The 18,612-nt window shown below is 64.6% G+C and carries 19 protein-coding genes; 5 read left to right on the top strand and 14 right to left on the bottom strand.

Annotation, left to right across the window (positions count from 1 at the left end; all coding sequences use genetic code 11):
• Positions 1-76: 76 nt before the first annotated feature.
• From DY201_RS08300 to DY201_RS08290, 3 genes are all read left to right on the top strand, one after another.
• Positions 77-805, top strand: coding sequence for a L,D-transpeptidase (locus DY201_RS08300; protein WP_245431930.1), 729 nt, complete (start codon positions 77-79; stop codon positions 803-805).
• Positions 806-960: 155 nt separating this feature from the next.
• Positions 961-2,127 (top strand): diphosphate--fructose-6-phosphate 1-phosphotransferase, encoded by a 1,167-nt coding sequence (locus tag DY201_RS08295; RefSeq protein ID WP_115730780.1) that lies wholly within the window; start codon positions 961-963, stop codon positions 2,125-2,127.
• 50 nt (positions 2,128-2,177) lie between these two features.
• Complete coding sequence (locus DY201_RS08290) at positions 2,178-2,849, top strand: MBL fold metallo-hydrolase (protein WP_115733672.1); 672 nt, start codon at positions 2,178-2,180, stop codon at positions 2,847-2,849.
• 232 nt (positions 2,850-3,081) lie between these two features.
• Here DY201_RS08290 and DY201_RS08285 read toward each other — a convergent pair whose 3' ends face one another.
• On the bottom strand, positions 3,082-4,530 hold the full coding sequence (locus DY201_RS08285) for an aldehyde dehydrogenase family protein (protein WP_115730779.1): 1,449 nt from the start codon (positions 4,528-4,530) through the stop codon (positions 3,082-3,084).
• 306 nt (positions 4,531-4,836) lie between these two features.
• On the opposite strand from DY201_RS08285, the gene DY201_RS08280 reads away from it, so the two are divergent.
• Positions 4,837-6,081 (top strand): TCR/Tet family MFS transporter, encoded by a 1,245-nt coding sequence (locus tag DY201_RS08280; RefSeq protein WP_115730778.1) that lies wholly within the window; start codon positions 4,837-4,839, stop codon positions 6,079-6,081.
• Between the two features lie 15 nt (positions 6,082-6,096).
• Here the strand turns inward: DY201_RS08280 and DY201_RS08275 are convergent, their stop codons facing one another.
• The 5 genes from DY201_RS08275 to DY201_RS08255 are packed head-to-tail and all read right to left on the bottom strand — an operon-like array spanning position 6,097 to position 10,530.
• The gene (locus tag DY201_RS08275; RefSeq protein ID WP_115730777.1) at positions 6,097-7,578 is read right to left on the bottom strand and encodes a nucleotidyltransferase family protein; all 1,482 of its coding nucleotides are present in this window, start codon (positions 7,576-7,578) and stop codon (positions 6,097-6,099) included.
• Entirely contained in the window at positions 7,578-8,252 is a 675-nt protein-coding gene (locus tag DY201_RS08270) for a glycosyltransferase family 2 protein (RefSeq protein ID WP_115730776.1), read from the bottom strand. Before DY201_RS08270 ends, DY201_RS08275 begins: the two co-directional genes overlap by 1 nt.
• Positions 8,249-9,010 (bottom strand): glycosyltransferase family 2 protein, encoded by a 762-nt coding sequence (locus DY201_RS08265; RefSeq protein ID WP_115730775.1) that lies wholly within the window; start codon positions 9,008-9,010, stop codon positions 8,249-8,251. Before DY201_RS08265 ends, DY201_RS08270 begins: the two co-directional genes overlap by 4 nt.
• Entirely contained in the window at positions 9,007-10,056 is a 1,050-nt protein-coding gene (locus DY201_RS08260) for a serine kinase (protein ID WP_115730774.1), read from the bottom strand. Before DY201_RS08260 ends, DY201_RS08265 begins: the two co-directional genes overlap by 4 nt.
• A 48-nt stretch (positions 10,057-10,104) precedes the next feature.
• Positions 10,105-10,530: a PqqD family protein gene (locus DY201_RS08255; RefSeq protein ID WP_115730773.1), complete on the bottom strand. Its 426-nt coding sequence runs from the start codon at positions 10,528-10,530 to the stop codon at positions 10,105-10,107.
• A gap of 328 nt (positions 10,531-10,858) precedes the next feature.
• Here DY201_RS08255 and DY201_RS08250 point away from each other — a divergent pair, with 328 nt between their 5' ends.
• Positions 10,859-11,845, top strand: a complete 987-nt coding sequence (locus DY201_RS08250) for a glycosyltransferase family protein (RefSeq protein ID WP_131922230.1) — start codon at positions 10,859-10,861, stop codon at positions 11,843-11,845.
• 68 nt (positions 11,846-11,913) lie between these two features.
• On the opposite strand, the gene DY201_RS08245 is transcribed toward DY201_RS08250, so the two are convergent.
• The 8 genes from DY201_RS08245 to DY201_RS08210 form a co-directional block, all read right to left on the bottom strand.
• Positions 11,914-12,642: an esterase/lipase family protein gene (locus DY201_RS08245; RefSeq protein ID WP_115730771.1), complete on the bottom strand. Its 729-nt coding sequence runs from the start codon at positions 12,640-12,642 to the stop codon at positions 11,914-11,916.
• Between the two features lie 63 nt (positions 12,643-12,705).
• A complete protein-coding gene (locus DY201_RS08240; protein WP_115733671.1) occupies positions 12,706-13,008 on the bottom strand; it encodes an XRE family transcriptional regulator in 303 nt (100 codons plus the stop codon).
• A 91-nt stretch (positions 13,009-13,099) separates the two neighbouring features.
• Complete coding sequence (locus DY201_RS08235; protein ID WP_245431929.1) at positions 13,100-13,987, bottom strand: DUF1684 domain-containing protein; 888 nt, start codon at positions 13,985-13,987, stop codon at positions 13,100-13,102.
• 48 nt (positions 13,988-14,035) lie between these two features.
• Positions 14,036-15,352 (bottom strand): acyl-CoA thioesterase/BAAT N-terminal domain-containing protein, encoded by a 1,317-nt coding sequence (locus tag DY201_RS08230; protein WP_115730769.1) that lies wholly within the window; start codon positions 15,350-15,352, stop codon positions 14,036-14,038.
• A gap of 33 nt (positions 15,353-15,385) precedes the next feature.
• Positions 15,386-16,297: an Ldh family oxidoreductase gene (locus DY201_RS08225; protein WP_115730768.1), complete on the bottom strand. Its 912-nt coding sequence runs from the start codon at positions 16,295-16,297 to the stop codon at positions 15,386-15,388.
• Positions 16,294-17,007 carry a GntR family transcriptional regulator gene (locus tag DY201_RS08220; protein ID WP_115730767.1) on the bottom strand — a complete coding sequence of 238 codons (714 nt, stop codon included), beginning with the start codon at positions 17,005-17,007 and terminating at the stop codon, positions 16,294-16,296. The genes DY201_RS08225 and DY201_RS08220 overlap by 4 nt, the downstream gene beginning before the upstream one ends.
• A 21-nt stretch (positions 17,008-17,028) precedes the next feature.
• Positions 17,029-17,844 carry an ABC transporter permease gene (locus DY201_RS08215; protein WP_115730766.1) on the bottom strand — a complete coding sequence of 272 codons (816 nt, stop codon included), beginning with the start codon at positions 17,842-17,844 and terminating at the stop codon, positions 17,029-17,031.
• A complete protein-coding gene (locus DY201_RS08210) occupies positions 17,841-18,611 on the bottom strand; it encodes an ABC transporter ATP-binding protein (protein WP_115730765.1) in 771 nt (256 codons plus the stop codon). Before DY201_RS08210 ends, DY201_RS08215 begins: the two co-directional genes overlap by 4 nt.
• Between the last annotated feature and the right edge of the window lies 1 nt (position 18,612).

The raw sequence follows: 18,612 nt of genomic DNA, 5'->3' as shown, positions 1-18,612 counted from the left end.
GGTGAAAATACACGCGATCCACAGCCGGGGTTCGCTCCGGTGCCTGGCCGCCCCGCGTAAAGAGTGGAATTGTGCCGTGTCAAAATCGCCTGCCCCGACCGACCTTTCGAAACTTGCATCGCGCCGCAACGTGCTGTTCGGCCTAGGTGCCGCCGGCCTTGTCGCCGGCTGCAGCCGCGCCATGGACTTCGAAATGCCGGCGATGGGTCTCGACAACATGGCCACCGGCTCGGTCCGCCCGCAGATCAGCGTCGACAAGCAGGTCACCAGCCCCAATCTGATGTACGCATCCTTCACCGACGAAGGCTATCAGCTACCGGAAATCCCATTCGCCAAGGTCGATCCGAAATTCCGCCGCCAGATCGTCGTCGATCCGACCGGCGAAGCGCCCGGCACCATCGTCGTCAGGCTGCAGGAGCGCTTCCTCTATTTCGTCCAGCCGGGCGGCGACGCCATCCGCTACGGCGTCGGTATAGGCCGCGACGGCTTCCTGTGGAATGGCCGTGCCAACATCCAGTATGGCAAGAAATGGCCGACCTGGACGCCGCCGCGCGAGATGATCGCGCGCAAGCCGGAGCTCGTGAAATGGGCAGGCGGCCAGCCAGGCGGCCTCGACAATCCGCTCGGCGCGCGTGCGCTCTACATCTTCAAGGACGGTAAGGACACCGGCTACCGTGTCCATGGCTCGCCCGAATGGTGGACCATCGGCCAGGCAATGTCGTCGGGCTGCGTCCGCATGATCAACCAGGACGTCATCGACTTGTACAGCCGCGTCAACGGCAAGACACCCATCGTCGTCGGCTGACCGGCCAACGGCCGGGGCCGAAGCTCAGGCCATGCCATTCCCGAAACCTTGCGAACCGGTTGAATCGCCATTGCGTCGCTTCGCCAGAAGGGCGAATGTGCCGGAAAACAGCGCCTTGTTGGCGGCCGTTTTCGGCACCCCTGAGGAGGACGACCATGCCCTCGACATTCGTGATTGCGCAAGGCGGCGGACCGACCGCCGTGATAAACCAGACGATGGCGGGCGCCGTGCTCGAAATTCGCCGTCGCCATCCCAAGGCGCGGGTCTTGGGCTCCCGGCACGGGGTGCGCGGCATCCGCGACGGCGACTATGTCGACCTGACCGATATTGCCGAAGAGCAACTGCTGCGCATTGCAGCGACCCCGGGCGCAGCGCTTGGCAGCACGCGTGACAAGCCCGATGCCGCCTATTGCGATCTGGTGCTCGAAGGCCTGAAGAAGGCGGACGCGCGCGCCTTCATCTATATCGGCGGCAACGACACCGCCGGCACCCAGCAGATCCTGACCGACGCGGCCCAGGGCAGCATCGCTTTCGTGCATGCCCCCAAGACCATCGACAACGACCTCGAAGAAAACGACCACACGCCGGGCTTCATCTCGGCGGCGGAGTTCGTCGCTGGCGCTTTCCTCAGTGTCGATCTCGACTTCCGCGCTTTGCCCGGCATCTATGTCGGCATCGTCATGGGCCGCCACGCCGGCTTCCTGACCGCCGCAGCCGCGGCATGGCGTGACGAAGACACCGATGGGCCGCACCTGATCTACGTCCCGGAGCGCGCCTTTTCGGTGCCGCGCTTCATCGACGAGGTGAAGGAGACGCTTGCCCGCCATCGTCGTTGCGTCGTTGCGGTTTCCGAAGGCGTCAGCACCGCCGACGGCAAGGCGCTGGTCGAGAGCATCGTGCCCGCCGACAAGCTGGAGCGCGACGCGCATGGCAACATCAAGCTTTCGGGCAGCGATCTGAGCCGCGCCTTCGAGAACGCGCTCGCCGAAGGCCTGCCGGGCAAGCGTGCCCGTGTTGATGCCCTCGGCTACATGCCGCGCGGCTATATCGGCGCGGTCAATGCCGTCGACGCGCAGGAGGCCTTCGACGCCGGCGTCTTCGCCATCGACGCGGCCGACAAGGGCGGCGGCTCGGTGGCGCTGAAATATGAAGGCGGCAAGACCGTGTTGAAGCTGGTGCCGCTGGCCAACGTCGCCGGCAAGACCCGGCACATGCCCGACGACTATATGTTACCAGACGTCAATCACCTGTCCGAAAAGGGCATGGACTATCTCAGGCGCTTGGTACCCGGCCGCTTCAAGATCGGCAGGCCGTTCGTGTGAAGCCCCGTCCCGGCTGGTTTTCGAAAAGCATCGTCGACAAGACGACGACGATGCTGACAGAGCCATTCGTCACTGACTATTGTCGCGCCAATATGTGGCTGGTGCGAGGCAGCGAGTGCGACATGCTGGTCGATACCGGCATGGGCATCTGTGCGCTCGAGCCCGAAATCGAGATCACGCAGGGCAAGCCGCTGCTCGCCGTCGCAACCCACGTGCATCTCGACCATGTCGGTTCGCTGCACGAATTTGCCTGGCGCGCCGGCCCGCGCCTCGAAGCAGAATTCTTCGAGACGATGCCAGACGAGGCCACCTACGCCAATATGTTCCGCAATTTTCCTGGCGCGGTGTCTGAACTGCCCTGGCCCGGTTGGAACTCCGCCGACTATGCCATCAAGCCTGCGCCACTGCACCGCCTGCTCGACGAAGGCGACGTGATCGAGCTTGGCGACAGGCGCTTCCGTGTCCTGCACCTGCCCGGCCATTCTCCGGGATCGATCGGCCTGTTCGACGAGTTGGACGGCAAGCTGTTTTCGGGTGACGCCATCCATGGCGGACTGCTTGTCGACGACATGCCGGATTCGGATCGCGCCGCCTATTGCGCCACCATGCGGCGCCTCATCGCCCTGCCGGTCCGCGTCGCCCATGGCGGCCACACCGACAGCATCGACGGGGCCAGGATGCGCGAGATTGCCGAGGACTATCTCAGAAAGAACGAAGGGTAGGCCGCGAGCCGCGCGCTGCGCGCGCTCCGTCTCGGGCTTCGCCCTCTCCCCACGGGGCGAGGAAACGCCAATCGCATCGGCCTCAGCCGAGCTTGATGGTTCAGATTGATGGAGTGCGCCCCCGAAGAACTTGGGTTCCTCTCCCCAGCAGAGCGGGGGAGAGGTGGCTCCGGCGAAGCCGTGACGGAGAGGGGGATCTGCTGGGCAGCAGAGATCGACGAAACGCCGATGCTCAGCCCAGCCCTTCCTCGAAGCCGCTGATCGCCTTTACCTCGAGAAAATCCTCGAGACCCCATTTGCCGCCCTCGCGGCCGAGGCCCGACTGCTTGTAGCCGCCGAAGGGGCTGCCATAGGGACGGTCGGTGCCGTTGATCTGCACCATGCCGGCGCGGAGCTTGCGCGCCACGCGCTGGGCGCGGGCCTTGTCGCCTGATTGCACATAGGCCGACAGGCCGTAGGGCGTGTCGTTGGCAATGGCGATCGCTTCTTCTTCCGTTTCGAACGGGATCATCGCCACCACCGGCCCGAAGATCTCCTCGCGGGCGATGCGCATGTCGTTATTGGCGTCGGCGAAAACCGTCGGACGCACATAGTAGCCGCGGTTGAAGCCCTCGGGTCGGCCGAGCCCGCCGGCAACCACACGCGCGCCTTCCTTGATGCCGGCGTCGATCATGGCTTGCACCTTGTCGAACTGCACGTCCGACGACAACGGGCCGATATGGTCGCCATCCTCGGCCGGGTTGCCGACTTTGACGGTGGCGGCATACTTCGCCGCGATGTCGACCGCCTTGTCGTAGACCGGGCGCTGCACCAGCATGCGCGTCGGCGCGTTGCAGGACTGGCCGGTGTTCTCAAAGCAATGCGCCAGCCCGCGCGTAACCGCGTCGGTCAGGTCGGCGTCGTCGAAGACGATGTTGGGCGACTTGCCACCCAGCTCCAGCGCCACGCGCTTGACCGTCTCGGCTGCGGCCTTGGTGACCGCCACCCCAGCCCGCGTCGAGCCGGTGAACGACATCATGTCGATGCCGGGGTGACGCGACATCGCCTCGCCGACGGTCGGCCCGTCACCATTGACCATGTTGAACACCCCGGCCGGGAAGCCTGCTTCCTCCATCATCTCGGCAAACACGATCGACGACATCGGCGCGATTTCCGACGGCTTCAGCACCACCGTGCAGCCGGCTGCCAGCGCCGGCACGACCTTAAGCGCCACTTGGTTCATCGGCCAGTTCCAGGGCGTGATCAGCCCGCACACGCCGATCGGCTCGCGCACGATGCGCTCCTGCGGGTTCTTCGCATTGAGCGGTTCCTCGAACTCGAAGCTTTTCAGCACTTCGATGAAGCTCTCGATGTGGCCCGAGCCGCTGGCAGCCTGCGATTCCAACGCCAGCTTGATCGGCGCGCCCATCTCCCAGGAAATCGCCTGGGCCATGTCACGTACCCGCCTCTTATAGGCGTCGAGCAACTTTTCGAGCAGCACCAGACGCTGTTCGCGGCTGGTCGCACTCCACGCCGGAAATGCGCGCTGCGCCGCCGCCACCGCCTTGTCGACATCGGCAGCGGAACCCAGCGAGATCACCGCGAAGGGCTGCTCATCAGCCGGGTTGATGACTTCGAGTTCTTTCGCGACCGTTGGCGCGACCCATTTTCCATCGATGAAGAAATCCGTCTTGCGCAGCATGGCAGGCTCCCTGGGTGCATGGCCCCGAAAATCGGATATGCACAGTTTGAAAATGCTACAGCGTCCACTGCTCATCCAACAGGACGCACGGCGCTGTGGTGTTGGCAGTCTTTTAGAACGGCGCGCTGCGCGTCCGTGTCTCGAATCCGACGGTATTTGTAGGCCGGCAGTCCCGGCGCGGGAAGACTTGGTTCAGCGCTTCACGTGTTCTTGCCCCAATGTCAGTAGGTTTGGGTAATATTGCCTGCAACGGCTGGATAGCGCGCCAGCTTGTTTTTATAAGGCTCGTCCATCGAGGCCACCATCATGTCCATAACAGGTTCGCGGCGCCAGGCGGCAATCGCCTTCATCTTCGTCACCGCCGTTCTCGACATCGTCGCCATGGGCATCATCATTCCGGTGCTGCCTTCGCTGATCGAGGAGTTCGCCGGTTCCAACGCCGATGCCGGCTGGATCAACGGCGTCTTCATCGCGCTGTGGGCCTTCATGCAGTTCGTCTGCTCGCCGATCATCGGTTCGCTGTCGGACCGTTATGGGCGCCGTCCCGTTATCTTGTTGTCGACGGCGGGCCTTGCCGCCGACTACGTGCTGATGGCGCTGGCGCCGAACCTGTGGTGGCTGGCGCTCGGCCGCATCGTCGCCGGTATCACCTCGTCGAGCTTCACCACCGTCTTCGCCTACATGGCCGACATCACCCCGCCCGAAGGCCGCGCCCGTGCCTACGGCCTGATCGGCGCTGCCTTCAGCGCCGGTTTCGTCGCCGGTCCGCTGATGGGCGGCTTCCTCGGCGAGATTTCGCCACGCGCCCCCTTCTGGGTGGCGGCGGCAATGAGCGGCCTCGCCTTCCTCTATGGCGCCTTCGTCCTGCCGGAATCGCTGCCGCGGGAAAAGCGCATGTCGTTTTCCTGGCGCCGCGCCAATCCGTTCGGCGCCATGATGCTGCTGCGTTCGCATCCTGAGCTGACAGGGCTCGCCGCGGTGACCTTCGTGCTGCATTTCGCCCATCATGTCTTTTCGGCGGTGTTCGTGCTCTATGCCGCCTACCGCTACAATTGGCATGCCTGGGAGGTCGGCACGCTGCTGGCGATGGTCGGCGTGCTCGACATGATCGTCCAGGGTCTGATCGTTGGCCCTGCCGTCAAGCGCTTCGGCGACCGCACAACCATGGTGTTCGGCCTGTTTGCCGGTGCCTTCGGCATCGCCTGCATGGGCCTCGCGCCCTCGGGCTTCTGGTTTTCGCTGGCGATCATCCCGAACGCGCTCTGGGGTCTCGCCATGCCGACGACGCAGTCGTTGATGACCCAGCGCGTTTCGGAATTTGAGCAAGGCCAGCTGCAGGGTGCCAACATGAGCGTGGCGAGCATCGCCGGCGTCGCTTCGCCGCTGTTCTTCGGTGCGGTCTATGCCTGGACGGTGCGCGACGGCACGCTGATGCCTTACCCCGGCCTCGCCTTCTATCTCGCGGCCGTCGTCCTGTTCGGCGCGGCTCTGCTGGGCTGGGTGGTGGCGCGCAAGGCAGACCGAGCCGACGCCGCCGAGAAGGTCGCCTGAGACGCCTTCGGAGGTTCAGCGAGCCGGCGAAACGGTCACCGAAACGATCTGGAACGGCACCGCGCCATAGGTGGCGACCGTCTGTTCATGCTCCCATTTTCGGAATTGCCGTGACGGCCGTGCCGAAAGCACCAGCGCACCGTCTGCCTGGTCCGGCCGGATGGTGCCTCGAAACCGCAAGGTCAGCCGGCCGCCTGACTTGCCGAGCTTGCGATAGCGCAGCCGAGCGAAATGGCATTCGCCACCATTTAGCTCCATCTCGATGCGGCGGCGCACCGGCGGCACGTCCAGCCTGACGACGATGTCGATCTCGGCCGGCACACCGCCGGTCACAGCCGGCGGCAACGGCAACTGTTGCGACAAAGCCGGGGTTGCTGATCCCGTGCCGCCGACCGTTTGGGTGCGACGGCCATGCCAGACGATGCCAGGCAATTCGCGCTCGCGGCCAGCGCGCTTCTTGCGCATGCGCAATTGCTTGGCGACGCCGCGCGACAGCCAGGTCAGGCCCCTGAAATCGGTCCGCGGCTTGGCCTGCAGTAGCGAGGCGATGCGCGAAGCCCCAGCGCGGTCGGCCATGCCGATCACTTGCTCCAGCACCTCTGATGGAATCGGCACCGACATCTCGGCCTCAAGATAGCTCAGCGCCACCGCGGTCGGCACGGCAATGTGCCGGCGGGCGACGACGTCGCCAAGCACGGCCCAGTCGACGCCGCCGGCACGGATCGCCGAGGCGGTGTCGACCAGCCAGTCGCTGTGGGTATGGGCGTCGAGACCACCATGGCCGATCGCCAGCGTCACCCGGTCGGCCGCTGAGGGCACGAGCACGTCGATACCGGTGAAGGTGGCTGGCGACGCCCGCTCCCACACCGCCACGTCGTCCGCCTCATCGGCCTGCGACCAGTCATAGGCGACCTGGTGCAGGTCGATGTCGCCATAGCTGCCCTTGAAGAAATTCATCGACCGGACCGCCGTGAGCCGAGGCTTGAGATATTGTGGACTAACCCCAGTCGACACCTGCCAGTCGCCCTGGCGCAGCACATCGAAGGCGTCAGCCATGTGCTCGGGACGCACCAATATGTCGATGTCATGCGCCACCCGGCCGCGCTGTGCTGCAGGCTCCACCGCGATGCGGCTGGCCCCCTTGAGCAGCATGATCGGTACGCCGGCATCGACGATCGCCTTCAAGGCCGGCTCGGCCTCGCGCATTGCAAGCCGCGACTTGGTCCACAGCATCTTCTGCAGGCCGGCAAGACGCGGATAGGCGGCATGCGCTGCCAGCGCCTTGCCGAACCGGTCCGCGATTGCGGCAAGCAGCCGGTGCTCGCGAAACTCGACGGCATCGATGTCGTTGGCGTCGAGCCATAGCAGTGCCTGTGCCTGCGCAGCGTGATGGTCGGGCAGCAGCACCGCCTTGAGCAACTGGTCGAGACCGTTCGTCGGCCAGGCCCAGCCATAGTCGGGGAAGCGCCTGCCGATGCGGCGTGACATGGATGCCATCAGCCCTGTCCGGTGTTCTTGAGCTTACGCCGCAGCATGGCCATCCTTGCAACCTCGAGATAGCCGCGGTCGCGCGCGGGATCGCGGCCGTAGGACATGCTGCCCGGCAGGATCCGCCGCAGCGCCAGCACTTCGTCGATCATGCCCAGTTGGTGGCCATTCTCGCGGGCGCGGCCGAGCCAGTCGACCATCTCGCCGCGGTTACCGGGCGGATCGATCACCGGCCCGACCGCCAGCGCCACCTCGCGGCGCACCAGCATCGTCGTGCGGGACCAGCCGGGCCCGGCAGTTCCGGTGCCATCATCGGGTTGGCCATGCCTGAACGTTCGCCACAGCGTGAACACGGCTGTCAGCTGCGGCGCCTCGTCCAGCCTGCGCAACTGCCGCTCGACCTTTTGGCGCAGCCACAGATCATCGGCGTCGACGGTCGCGATGAAGGGTGCCGTCGCCAAAGCGAAGCCGCGTGTCGTAGCACTTCCCGGTCCGGCATTGTTCTGCCTGACATATCTGACCGCGACGCCCGACTGCAGCACTGCTGCCTCGGTTTCGTCGCTCGAGCCATCGTCGACGACGATGATCTCGGCAGGTGGCACGCTCTGCGCGGCAACCGAGCGCAGTGTCTCGGCAATCGTGCGGGCCGCGTTCCATGCCGGTATGACGACGCTGTAACTCATGGGCGCAGCGGCGCCCCATCGCCCGAAGGATGCGCCACCTGGATGAAGCCGCGGAGATCACCAAGCGTCGGATCGGCCTTGCGGCGGCGCATCGATTTCTGCATCGCCTTGAGGAACTCCCGGCGCGACTCCACGACATTGCGGGTCATGTTGTCCGCGTGACGGCGGTAGTAGAGCGCGATGGTGTCGGGAAAGACGAACCGGGCGCGCTGCTCGAAGATACGAAACAGGAAGTCGGTGTCTTCGGCCTGCGCCAGCTCCTCGTCGAAATCGCCGATCCGCGCGATCAGGCCGCGCCGGTAGATGCCGGCCGACAGATGCACGCCGCGAAAGATGCGGTCGTCGCATCCGGCGACGGGCTCAAGCGTATCGTCGTCGATCTGATCGACCATCCGCATGTATGAATAGGTCAGCTCGAGCGCAGGATCCGTCTTGAAGTAGGCAAGGTCGGCGGCAAAGCGCCCGGCAGGGGAGATATCGTCGGAATCGATGAAGGAGACGAATTCAGTGTCGTCGGAAAGCCGGCGCAGTCCGGCGTTGCGCGCCCTGGTCACGCCTGTATTGGCCTGCGAAAACAGTCGGATCGGCGCACCATCGGTAATGAATGACCGCACGACTTCGGCAGTGCCGTCGACCGAGCCGTCATCGATGACGATGATGTCGAGCTCGGCTGCCTCGCGCTGGCGCAACACCGAGCGCAACGCCGAGCCAACATAGGTCTCGCGATTGTAGACGGGCAGCACGATGCCCAGCTTCATAGTCTGCCCCTGTCCAGAAACGCAGCGATCGTCTCCGCGATCTCTTCGCCGCGCGTGCCCAATACCAGATTGTAGCACGGCAAACGACGCGTCAGCTCGCCAAAGAAACGAAATCCGCTTTCGCGTTCGCCCGGCATTTGCGCAATGCCGGACGGTGCCAGCGCCATCAGCGCATCCTTGCGCGCAAGCGGCGTGATCGCGCTTTGCGCCGCGCCCGATATCTGCGGCACCAGCAGCGCCACGATGTCGAGTTGCCTGGCCACGCCGCGCGGGCAAAGATCCTGGACCCTGAACTGGTACTTGCCCTGCCAGTTGAGTATGCCCGGATCAGGCAGCAACCGGGCAAGCCCGAGCCGATCGAAACCCGACTGATCCTGCTTCAATGTCGTGAACAGAGGCCGCGCTACCAAACGGCCGCCGTCAAACTCGACAAGCACATAGTCGTCGCCGACGCTGTCGAGCCCGGCAAGCAGGCCCGAGGCAACGGTGCCCGACTTGCCGGCGCCGCCCGCCCCGGCCAACAGCACGCCCCTGCCACCGGCGCCGAGTGTACCGGCGTGCGTCAGGCGCATGCCGCGCGCCGCATATTCCCAATGCAGGAAGCAGCGCAGCGGGGCACCGAACTCCCATGGCGGACAGCCGTCGGCGGACAGCATGAGTTGCACGCCCAGCCGCTTTTCGACATCGTAGAACTGCCAATAGCTGAGGTCGTGGAAGTAATTGCCGCGCAGGCCACGGGCCTCGAGACGCTCAGCAAACATGTTCGGATGAAACAGCGCCTCGCCCCACTGCGCCGGCCGCGGGATCGAGCCGATGCCGGGATGGGCGAGGAAAATCCGGGCCGCAACGGCCGGTTCCGCGGCGGTCGAAGACGCCATGCCGTGGGCAAGCGCCGTCGCCAGTTCGCCGTGATCGGAAAACACGTCGATCGCAAGGCCGGGCAGCTCGACCCGGCTTTTCCCGGGAAAGGCGCCGGCATTTGCCTCGCAGGCAGCGAGAAGCTCGCGCGCATAGTCGGCAAGACTGTCAAGTGTTACACGTCGCATCGGCACCTGAAGACAGCAAGTGGCATAGAGACGCGCCGGAAACCGGCGCTACTGCTTCGCTGCCGGCCAGCCGGCAGGCTCGTCGACATCGTGGATCGGATCGACCATGACAAGATCGGCAAGCTCGTCATGCATGTCGATCTTGAGCGCTTCGCGAGCAGCCGCCAGACGCTGCGCCAGCTCCGGAGACAATGCAGTGGATATGGCATCCGTCGCCGGCAAGAGCAGCCCGTATTCGGTCAGCCTGGCTATGAAGGCGTCAAGGTCGGCTGCAGAAAGCAGCCCATCGCCGCAGGGCCGACCGACAAGGCTTGCCGGCGGAACCTGCGCGATCAGCGCTTCCCACACACAGCTGCCGCTGTCGGAGAACCCGAAATACCTGCCGCTGGCGAGGTCGAGCACGACCGCGTCGCCATCGAAAGTCTCATAGACGATGTCACTGTTTGCAACAGCGTAAATTGTTGAATACCCCACGCCTACCCTACCCCTAGGTTACTTCGGAGACGAACTGCTTATCAAGCACACACTGATGTAGCCAATAACCGCCTCGCGTGGCGCTGTCCATATGGTTGTAATTCAAAACGCAACACTCGCGCCCAGATTGTTCTTGGTGGTAATTCGCTGCCGCATCCCACGCCCTTCACCCTGCGATAGGTCCATGTCATAGGTGACCAGTGGATGGGCACGGCTTGCGGGCGACATGCGACTGAAGAACAGATTGAGGCTGGTTTATCGGACCCATGTCCGCGCCGGGCGGGACTTTGCGCCTGACGCAGCCCTAAGGGCTGGCGCCGAGCTGCGGATGGCAGCGGGCCGGCTGGATGATGGCTCGTGCCCGGTATTCTCCTCCTCGATGCTCAATCACGCGCCACTGGGCGTTGCGAACTATCTTGGCTCGCGCCTGGCAGGGCGCCCTGCCCTGTTTCTGGTCTGGTTCACCTGGGCGATGCGCAAGGAGCGGCAGGTCGTGCGGACGCTTACCGCTGAGCGCATCTATCGCCGCCGCCATCCCGAACATCGCTTCGTCTTCATGTGCAATGAGCTCGAGGAAGTCGCGCTGTTTCGCGAGAGCGGACTGAACGCGCTGTTCTGCAGCCACAACGCGCTGGCCGACGAGGAGACATTCAAGCCGCAGCCGGACGTTGAGCGGATCTACGACACGTTCTACAACGCCATGATCAGCCCCTGGAAACGTCGGCATCTGGCACGGCTGGTGCCCCGCGCCGCCCATGTCTTCTACGAATCGCGCCTCACCGGACGACAGAAGACCGCCGCGTTGCTCGACGAACTCAAACGCATGATGCCGGCGCATGACTTTCTCAATCCGCACGATGCCCACCGTATCGAGAAGCTCGACTGGCAGGCGATCAATGCCATCATGGCGGCGAGCGCCACCGGCCTGTGCCTGTCAGCGGAGGAAGGCGCGATGTATGCCAGCATCGAATACCTGCTTGCCGGCCTGCCCATCGTCTCGACGCCCTCGATCGGTGGCCGCCATATCTTCGGCGACCCCGAGACATGGCTGACGGTGGAACCCACTGCTGAAGCGGTTCGCGACGGCGTCGCCGAAATGAAGGCGCGGAATGTGCAGCGCGAGCGCATCCGCGCCATTACGCTTGCCAAAGTCCACGAACATCGCAAGCGGCTGCGCGCCTGCGTGCTGGTGGAGACGGACGGCCAGGTCGACCTGCCTGACGATTATGGCCACGCCGTCTATCGCCGCCTTAACAACTGGCAGCGCGGGCTCGATTTCGAGCGCATGCTCATCGACGACTACCGCAACGAGTGACGCCGATGCCGCGCTTCCGGCCATCCGTTCAGGACTCTTGCAGCAACCAACCCGCCGGGCCTTCCAGCTCAGTTGCCAAAGCCACGCCGCAGCAGATCGCCCAACGTCAGCTGGTGGTCGAAGCGTCCGTCACGCAGGAAGTTGATCGTCTGGGCGATGACCAGCGGATTGTTCATCATGAAGGTGTGGGTGGTCGGCAGCACGATGTGGTCGGCCATGCCGGCGAGCCTGGTGCTTTCCACCGACACCTTGCCGTCATTGGGCCCGTCGAACATTGTTGACAGGATCGGGTTCACGCTGCGGTCGCCGGCGATGATGCCGACCTCGAAATCGGCGGCACCCAGCTGGTTCGGAACGCTGTCCGGCCCCGTGCCGAGCTGCATGCCGGCGGGGCCGTTGAGTATCTCGAACAGCTTGAGGTCGCCGAGCGTGTCGACCACTTCCGAGCCGTGATTGGGCGGCGCCAGCATCACCACCCGGCCAAGATTTGACGGCCGGCTGTCCTTCAGCCAGGCCCTGAGCAGGATACCGCCCATCGAATGGGTGACGAAGTTGATCCTGGCCGCCGTGCCACACTTGGCCGCCGACGCACCGACACGGGCGATCAGCTTTTCGATCGGTGCATCCACCGAAGGATAGCTATCGTTGACGACGACATAGTCGGCCTTGGCGAGTGTCTCCTCCATCAGAAGGAACGACATGTCGGAACGCGCGAGCCCATGCAGCAGCACGACGCAGTCCTGCGCCAGCGCAGTCGACGAAATCAGTGAAAGCAACAGGGCGGGCAAAAGTCGCATGAGCCAACGTAATCTGGATTGCCAGGCAGCCTCAAGGACGACGTCGTACGCCGGCTAGCCCCCTCAGGGCACGTCGTCGCTGGCCGCGGGTCCGCCCTCTCCCTCCAGAATCGACAGCCTCTTGGTTACGGAACGGCTGAACTTGAGGCGCACGCCAGCGCCATTGCCGCCGTCTTCAGGGACCAAGACGGCGCCGAAATGTTCCAGGGCAGCCTGAAGCGCGCCAATAGCCGCCTCGTCGGGAATGCTGATCTTGCGTTCGAACGCCTCGATATCAGCCTCATCGACGCTCGAGGCTACGGCAAGCCGTTGCCGGCTGATCTCCACAAGCGCTCGCGCCGCCCTGCACATCGCTCCCGTCATCATCGCTTGCGCCTCCATGCCGAAGCCCAGTGATTGCAAATGGCGGGGTGCCTGTCACCCCGCCACGTCGGAATCGCGCGCCGTAGCGATAACGTCAGGCGGCGTTTGTGCCGGCTTGATAGGTCATTGTCCTGACCACGTCCCGCGCGGGACGCTTTTCGCCGGCGAGCACTTCGAAATCGAGCTGGTTCTCGCGCGGGACAAGCGGGCAGGTGACGAAGTTGGTGAAGGCGCATGGCAGCGCGACCGCATAGTTGAAATCGATCCAGTCGATGCGGCTGTTGGTGCCGTCGGTAAACTGCAGTTCGATGACACGGCCGGCTCCATAGGTGACGGGGCCACTGGTCTTGTCGCGGACGTGGGCCACCGGCTGCACGCCTGTTGCCGTGTCCTTGCCGATCAGCTCGATGGTATAGCTCTTGCCTTTGTGCTCGAAGGTGAAGGTTCCGATGCGCGGCGTCGATTCGCGCACGCCGGCTTCCACGGTCTCGGCCTCGTATTCGGTATGCGCGGTCGGCGTGTAGACGCCTGCAATACGCCATGCGGGATCGTAGTCGAACGCGCTGACGCCTGCTTCTTCCACTGTCGTCGCCACCCTGGGGTCGCGCACGCGCACGCCGTAGAGGGACTGGCCATTGTTCTTGCTGCGCAGGATCGCTTCGACCTCGTTGACGCCGAAATAGACCGGCTCACTCTTGCCATGGCCATAAGTCTGGTTACGTCCCGGGATGATTTCCACCGGCTCGGTTGGGTAATTACCGTTGACCGAAAGGTTCGGCCCCGACGCCGGCGGGGTGAACATGACCTTGCCGCCCTCGACCGACCAGGTGCCGGGCAGCAGGTCGAAGCTGACGTGCTTGTCACCTGCTTCCAGCCAGTACTGGGCCACCAGCGAGGTCCAGCCATAGGGGCGGAACATCTTGGCGACATGGGCGTGGCGCCATTCGCGCCACTGGCCTTCCAAATGTTCTTTTGTGGGCATATTCGTCTCCCTTTCGAAGAATTCAGCTGTCTGCTTGCGCATGCGGGTTCAGATGGCGGAGCCGGTGACTTCGCCGAGAAAGGCGAGCATGCCGTGCCAGGAACCGCCGTCGGCCCTGGCGTTGCCGGAAGGTGTACCGCCATTGGTGTAGGGGACCTTCGAGACCGGATGCAGGCGGCTCAGCTGCGTCGACGGCACGATCGGCAGGTTGATGGCGTGGCCGGCATCGTCGAAATCGAGATGGCGGACGAGGTGCGGATGGTCATGCTTTTGCAGGGTCGAGACGATCATGCGGGAATAAAGGCTGGACGGCCAGGCGCGGTCGTCGCGACCTGAGATCAGCAGCACCGGGCCTGCAATGTTCTCGACCGCGATGCGCGCGCGCGCTGCAAGCGCGGTATCCTTCAGTCCCTCGAAGAACACCGAGTGGTGCCGGCTGGGCGGAGCCTCGCCGGCCCATGGATGCCAGTGCACCGCGGCGTTGTCCTGCCACAGATGCGGAAGCGGAACGCCGTCTCTTGTCCAGGTGGTGCCTTGCCAGCCGCCACGCGCCGGATCGCCGGCGCCCTGGGCGCCGTGGACCACAGCGCCGGGCACGAATGCGATCACGGCAGAGACCAGCTCCGGAAAGGTAGCGCCGAGCAGCAGCGCGAGCTCGCCGCCACGCGACTGGCCGCTGACCGCAACAAAGCCATCCTTCGGCTGCAAATCCCGCCGCGCCCAGCGCAAGCCGGTCTCGAGATATTCGAGCGGCGTTTCCGTGATGTAAGGCGACAGCCCCGGCGCCTTGAAATAGCCGAGCGCAAAGGCCTGGTAGCCGCGGGAGGCGAGCAGGGCAGCGCGCGGTTCGTTGATGCCGCCACCGGAGCCATTGAGCACCATGACGAGCGGATGAGGGCCTGGAGCGGCCGGCGTGAAGAGCGTGCCCACCAGCCCTTGCTCACGGATTTCTCGACGCCCCACCCCGGCTGCGGCGAACCCTTGAGAGAGGCTGGCCTCTGCTCGCACGCCAGCGGCGGTTTCGGCCGTCAGCGTCGTCCGGAGGGGCTGCATGACGTCGTCGGCAAACAGCTCGGCGCTTGCGCTGTCGACCGGCTGCTGGCTCCAGATCAGCCCCATTGCCGAGATTTCCGCATAGTCGCCGCCGACAGGTGCGTCACGGGTCAGGTCGACTACGCCCTGAGCGTCAGCCATGAAGGTAGCCTGGCTCATCCAGGTCACGCTTCGTGCCCGTTCGGTGCGGGCAGAGATGGCGACAATTTCGTCCGGAGCGAAGCCGGAGACGACGATCCGGCGCGGCTCGTCGATCAAGCCGTCTACGGCATCGATGGAAAAGACGGGTGCGGAAAAGGGCTTTGTCATCATTTTTCAATCTCTGCAGGGTGGCCGGCGCGATCATCAGCCTGCCTGGCCGGTCATGCGGGTCAGATAAACATCGAGACGCTGGGCGAAATCGTCGTCCAGTTCGGCTTCGGGTGACAGGCTACCGCCGCGCGGCCAGTGGCCGCCGCCATCGGTCCAGTCGCTGTTCAATCCGGCGAGCCTGGCTTGCCAGTCTATGCCCTCCCCGGCTCGCGCCGGGTCGAAGGCGAGAATGAACACGCCCCGGCCTTTCGGATCTCCCCTGCCCCCGCCGGCGACGCCGGCCATGAGCTCGACGACGAGCCCCAGCAGTGAGCCGATCTGGCCGCCGCGCGGCAGCAACGCCGCAACCTCTGCGGCGATGCTGGTCTGTCGCCCTGCGCCATCGAGAGCGATCCCGTCAGACAACGGCGCGCCGGAAACACGGGCATTGCGGATATCGGCCATGGTCGCCGTGCTGGTGGCGACGTCGATGACGACGCGGTTCGAACCCTGCCCCATGGCAAGCGCCAGCGGGTTGGTGCCGATCACGGGACGGGTGCCGCCATGTGGCGCGACGAAAGCAGGGCCCTCGGCGCCGGCGATGCCGATGAGGCCATTATCTGCGAGATGGCGAACGAAGGGGGCAAGCCTGCCAAACCCCCTGATGCCGCGCAGGAAGACGGCGGCGACGCCGAACTGCCTAGCAGCCTCGGCCAAATCGATTGTGGCGCTGGCAACCGCCAGCGGCGCGAAGCAGGAGGTGCAGTCGAGCCAGTCAATGGCCTGCACGCCCTCGCGTGCCGGCATCGGGGCAGCATCGGCTGTCCATTCGTCGAGCATGGCAATGCCGAAGCGCGGCAAGCCCAGCGCATCGGCCTCGACCAAGGCTGAAGCCGCTAGCTTCGCTGCAGGGCCGCCGCACAGCGCCGCAGACAGCCGCCCGGCGGCATCAGGGATCGCGATCATTCCGCCGGGCTCCGTATTGTACCGCCAAGCTGGATCTCGCTTGCCGAGAGATAGCCTAGCGTCATCAGGCGCTCGATCAGGAACTCCCGGGAGTGCTTGATATGGGCGAATTCGATCGCCGCAGCGCGCTCGCCGTCACCGGCTGCGATTGCATCGACGAGTGCCGTGTGCTCGTCGGAATGCTCGCCCGCCTTGACCGTGAAATCTATGGCGAAGCGGAGCAGGCGCTCAAGCTCGTCGAACAGCGTCTCCGAGAGCGCGACGACGCGCTTGTTGCGGCTGCAGCGGGCAATAGTGAGGTGAAAGCGCCGCGCCACCTGCTGCATGGTGCCGATATCCATCGGTTCGGCATATTCCCTGACAATCTGGCGCAGCAGCGCGATTTCTGCCGGTGTGGCATAGCGCGCCGCCTGCCTTGCCGCATGCGGCCCGATCGCGGCGCGCATGTCGAGGATATCGTGCACGGCCTGAAAGGTGATTGGGGCGACACGATAGCCGCTGCGCGGAAGGATCGTCACCAGTCCATCGGCGGCGAGCTTCTGCATGGCGTCGCGCACCGGCGTCTTGGACACCTCGTACTTACTGGCGATCGAGGCCGCGTCGAGTGTCGTCCCCGGCACGATCTCGCAGCGCATGATCTCCTGGCGGAGCGCCAGGTATATGCGCTCCGAAACCGGTGCGTGGGTAGTGGGGCCGGCTTCGACAATCATGAGCTTGTGCTCCTCAGCCCCTCAATGTTTTGCCCAAGGCACGAAACGCCGCTCGAGCGCTTCAAGTGCGAGGATGGTGAGATAACCCAAGGCCGAAATCACCACGATGCCGACGAACATGCGTGACACCGCAAAGGTCTGCCACGATGCCCAGATGAAGAAGCCGACGCCGCTGCGCGCACCGAGGAACTCGGCCGCTGCGATGATGATGTAGGACGACCCCGCTGCCAGCCTGAGTCCGGTGAAGATGTTGGGCAGAGCCGACGGTAGCGCGATGCGGAAAAACGTCTGAAAGCGCGTCGCGCCGGCGTTCTTGGCAACGTCGAGATAGATCTGTGGCGTCTGCATCACCCCGCCCATGGTGTTGTAGAGCAAGAGGAAGAACACACCGATGGCAATGACGACGAACTTCGAGGCGTCTCCGACGCCGAAGATCAACAGGATCAGCGGCAGAATGGCGATCTTCGGCACCGGATAGAGTGCGGCGAAGATCGGGCCGAGCACGCGCCGCGCCGGCTGCGACAGGCCAAGCACCAGCCCAAGCAGGATGCCCGGAATAGCGCCCATGACATAACCAACCGAGACGCGGCGCAGCGTGGCACCGATATGGTCGAAGATTTCCAGGCTGACGACCATCTGCCAGGCGGTGCCGGCAATAGCACTCGGCGGCGGAAAGAAGCGCCGGTCGATGACGTTGAGCTGCGAGGCGACCTCCCACAGCAGCAAAAGCAGGATCGGGCTGAAATAGGAAATGGTGCGGAACAGCCGCTCGCGCTGGGCCGGTATCTTGAGCTCGCGGATCTGCTCTTCAGTCAGTCTTGCGGTGACGAGGCTCATGCGTGGCTCTCCGGCGAGGTTGAGGCCAACAGGCGCCAGACCTCATAGGTGAGATCCCAGAAACGCTTGTCGCGACGCATCTCGACGACGTCGCGCGGCCGATCGAAGGGGACAGTGAGATCGGCGATGATGGTGCCGGGCCGTGGCGACATCACCAGCACCCGGTCGGCCAGCGTCAGCGCCTCGTCGACGCTGTGGGTGATGAACACGACGGTCTTGCCCGTCGTCTCCCAGATGCGCAGCAGTTCCTGCTGCAGCACCAGCCGCGTCTGCTCGTCGAGCGCACCGAAGGGCTCGTCCATCAGCAGGATCTCGCGGTCGTCGACAAGCGCGCGCGCCACGGAGACGCGCTGCTTCATGCCGCCGGACAGCCGATGCGGCAGCGCATCGGCAAAGTCGGCAAGCCCGGTCAGCTTGAGCAGTTCATCGACACGCTCCCGCCGCTTTTCGGCAGAAACGCCCCTCAGGCTGAGCGGAAAGCCGACATTCTCGCGCACGGTGAGCCAGGGCAGCACCGAGGCTTCCTGGAACACCATCGCAGGAGGGTTTTCGCTCCTCATGTCGATGCTGCCGCCGAGCTTGCTTTCAAGCCCGGCAAGGATGCGCAGCACCGTCGTCTTGCCGCAGCCGCTGGGGCCGACGATGCAGACGAATTCGCCGCGCTTGACCTCGAACTCGACCTCGTAGGCGGCGATTGTGGTGCGGTCGCTGTCGGCGTCGTAGAAGGCCTTGGTGAGGTTGCGAACCTCGATCGCCGTCTCGCTCATC

The sequence above is a fragment of the Aminobacter aminovorans genome (assembly GCF_900445235.1).
Lineage (GTDB): Bacteria > Pseudomonadota > Alphaproteobacteria > Rhizobiales > Rhizobiaceae > Aminobacter > Aminobacter aminovorans.
This window is presented reverse-complemented; position numbering and strand designations above follow the sequence as displayed.